The organism is Microcoleus sp. Pol12A5, from assembly GCF_036701435.1.
In the GTDB taxonomy this organism is placed as follows: domain Bacteria; phylum Cyanobacteriota; class Cyanobacteriia; order Cyanobacteriales; family Microcoleaceae; genus Microcoleus.
In genome coordinates this window covers 1-2943 of record NZ_JAUBQU010000160.1, presented here as the reverse complement: position 1 = coordinate 2943, position 2943 = coordinate 1, and the positions used below count along the sequence as shown (strand labels likewise).

The window sequence follows — 2943 nt, the reverse complement described above, 5'->3', positions numbered from 1 at the left end:
GCCTGCTGGCACTTACAGCGTTCGGGAAGTTGTACCCGCCAACAGCCAACCAACTACTCCCAATCCGGTTGCAGTCACGCTGGCAGCAGGCCAAACTACTCCTGCTACGGTGAATTTCGGCAATCGATCGACACCCGCTGTACTCGGCAGCATTACTGGTATCAAATTTAACGATATTGACGGCAACGGCACTCAAGCAGCCGGAGAACTTGGTGTGCCCGGAGTCACTGTTTTCCTCGACACTAACAATGACGGCATTCTCGATGCCACAGAAACTTCGGCAACTACCGATGCTAACGGCGGCTTTACTTTCCCCAACTTAACCTCCGGTACTTACAACGTCCGGGAAGTCGTGCCACCATTCAGCCAGCCAACTACTCCCAATCCGGTTGCAGTGACTCTGACAGCAGGTGAAACGACTCCTGCTACAGTTAATTTCGGCAATAGCCTCCAGACGGGCACCATAACTGGCATTAAATTCAACGATACCAACGGTAACGGCACTCAAGATACCGGAGAAATTGGCATCCCTGGCGTCACGATTTTCCTTGACACTAACAACAACGGCAGTTCAGACACCGGAGAAACCCAAGTTACTACCGGTACCGATGGCAGCTACAGTTTCCCCAACCTGCAAACAGGCACTTACAACGTCGGGGAAGTGGTGCCGACAGGTTTTACACCAACCACCCCTAACCCCCGAACCGTTCCCTTAGATCCCGGTCAAACTTCCACTGCCAATTTCGGCAACCAACAAGTCCCGCCAACACCAACACCAACACCAACACCAACGCCGACTCCGACTCCGACTCCGCCTCCGACTCCGACTCCCGTCCAACAAAGCAGCATCAGCGGTCTTAAATTCAACGACGGCAACGGCAACGGTACTCGGGATGCGGAGGAAACTGGTCTTTCGGGATGGCAAATTTTCCTCGATGCGAACGGGAACAACTCTTTAGATTCGGGCGAAACTATTGTTACCACTGACAATTCTGGTAATTACAGTTTCAACAATCTCAATCCCGGCACCTACAATGTGCGGGAAGTCCAGCAGACTGCTTGGACGCAAACTACTGCTAATCCGGCGGCGGTTAATCTGGGTAGTGGCGCAAGTCAATCGAACGTTAATTTTGGCAATTTCCAAAATATTAGTATCTCCGGCAGCAAGTTTAATGACCTCAATAACAATGGGGTTTTGGATGCTCAAGAACCGCTCTTGCCGAACTGGCAAATCTTCCTTGACGCTAACAGCAATAACTCTTTAGATGCTGGAGAAGTTAATACTTCAACTGATAGTTTAGGAGGCTATAGTTTCGCTAATTTAGGACCGGGAACTTATCTAGTTAGGGAAGTAAATCAGCCTGGTTGGACGCAAACTACTGCCAATCCTGCTGATATTATTGCTGTCAGTGGCACTAATGTTAGCAATATTAACTTTGGCAATTCCTTCGCCCCAGTCCCACCAACACCACCACCAACACCACTACCACCGCAAGAAGGACAAGATGCTGACTGCATTTGTTCGCAAATTGTTTTACCCAGCGTTAGCAGTATTCCCGGCCCAAATTCTGTCACTAATAGCCGCAACGGTACTAACGGCAACGACAGTATTCTCGGCACTAATAACGGTGACGAAATAAATGGTTTTGACGGCGATGATTTGTTGGCAGGGTTGCGAGGCAATGATAATGTTTACGGGGGACTTAACAGTTCTTTCCCGGTTGGCCCCGATATAGACAGGGACTTGGTATTTGGCAATGAGGGTAATGATTACCTCAATGGAGTTGCTGGAGAGGATTTAATCTTTGCGGGCAAGAACGACGATGTTGTTTACGGCGGCAAAGATGACGACATTATTTTCGGCGACCAGGAGAGCGATACTTTAATTGGCGACCAGGGTAACGATACTATCTACGGGGGAACTATTAACCCCTTTGACCCTGATTTGACTGGCAACGATTTGGTGTTCGGTTTGGCGGGCGATGACTTCCTCAGCGGGGAGAAAAATCAAGATACGATCGCAGGCGGTGATGGTAATGATACAGTACGTGCCGGCAAGGGCGATGACTTAGTTGTCGGCGAATTGGGCAGCAACCTGCTGTTTGGCGATGAAGGCAGTGATACTATCTGTGGCGGCGAGGGGGAAGATACAGTGTACGGGGATATTGGTAGCCCTCTTCCTATTGGTTCTACTGGCGGAAAAGACCAAATATGTGGCGGTTTGGGCAACGATTTGCTGTTTGGCAATGAAGGTCAGGATACTGTCAATGGGGAGGTCGGGAACGATACTCTTTACGGCGGTAAGGATGAGGACAGTTTGCTGGGCAGTGCTGGGGACGACTTCTTGTTTGGAGATCAAGGGAATGATACTCTGATTGGAGGCACCGGGAACGATCGATTTATGTTGGGTATTGACCTCGGCAGCGAGACTATTTTAGACTTTCAATACGGTATCGATTCGATCGGCTTAATTGGTGGTCTGGATTTCTCCCAACTGAGCATTGTTGCTGAGAATAGTTCAACTCTCATCCGAGTTACGGGTTCCGGTCAACTTTTGGCAACTCTCAGCAATGTGCCTGCAAGCGTGATTACTGCCACAGATTTTGCTCTCCTCTAGTGCGATCGAGCTAATTAATTAGGTGAGAATATTGTAGGGATGATGGATTAAGAGACTATTGGCAAATAAAAAAAGGGTGAAACCAAACATCTTACTAGGGTGAAACCAAACATCTTACTACAAATTCCACGTTGTTTGTGAAGTAAACCCCTGATCCATGAATCCCCGTAGGGACAAGGCATTGCCTTGTCCCTACTACTTTATGAACCTGGAATACGCTGTATAATCATGGCAAATAAACTCTGATGACTGACGGGGTGACAACCCCGTCAAAAGCTTGATAAAATCAAGGACATAGCCCTCAAACCCTTCTGAAAGAATGTCCG

General features: G+C 48.6%; 1 protein-coding gene. It reads left to right on the top strand.

Annotation, left to right across the window (positions count from 1 at the left end; translation table 11 throughout):
- On the top strand, window positions 1-2617 hold a 2617-nt coding region (locus QUA45_RS25830), incomplete at its 5' end, for an SdrD B-like domain-containing protein (RefSeq protein WP_333222592.1).
- Window positions 2618-2943: the final 326 nt, after the last annotated feature.